This is a genomic window from Cohnella soli, from assembly GCF_042655525.1.
In the GTDB taxonomy this organism is placed as follows: domain Bacteria; phylum Bacillota; class Bacilli; order Paenibacillales; family Paenibacillaceae; genus Cohnella; species Cohnella soli.
This window is the reverse complement of sequence record NZ_JBHSMI010000045.1, coordinates 1-549: the sequence shown is the minus strand read 5'-3', so window position 1 is coordinate 549 and position 549 is coordinate 1. Positions and strand designations below refer to the sequence as shown.

The following is a 549-nucleotide window of genomic DNA, read 5'->3' as shown; positions in this document are numbered from 1 at the left end:
CTTGTTCATTTCCAGCTCCAGCTTTCCGAATACCGCTTTGAGGACGTCTATCGCCCTCATGGCTTGGTCTTTGGTTTTGCAAAGGACGACAAGATCATCTTGTCCCTTGCGGGTCTTTTTTAACGATGCGGCAGGATTCACTTCATGTTACGGCCTGCTGATTTGCTCGCACTCCCTAAGGGAATTACTTTGTCACGGGGCTTCAGCCTTAGGATCTCTCCACCAGCTGCCCGCCAGCTACGAGGCGACTTGGCTCTTACCTCGACCGGACTTTCACCGGCTAGTTGTGCCTAACTTGGCTAGGCGCGCCAACACAAAAAAGCACCCGCGAGGGTGCTTTTTCCAATCATATTCAGCCTGGCGGCGTCCTACTCTCCCAGGACCCTGCGGTCCAAGTACCATCGGCGCTGGAGGGCTTAACGGTCGTGTTCGGGATGGGTACGCGTGGGACCCCTCCGCCATTACCACCAGACCAACTGATGAGTCAAAGCTTGCGCCTTGAAAACTGGAAGCGAAACAAAGCGTTATTGAAGAAGTATCCGGCGTTTA

Annotated in this window: 1 rRNA gene; it reads right to left on the bottom strand. The window is 53.9% G+C overall.

Going from position 1 to position 549, the window contains the following annotated elements:
* Window positions 1-355 precede the first annotated feature (355 nt).
* Window positions 356-472: ribosomal RNA gene (rrf, locus tag ACFPOF_RS23990) — 5S ribosomal RNA — on the bottom strand.
* Between the last annotated feature and the right edge of the window lie 77 nt (window positions 473-549).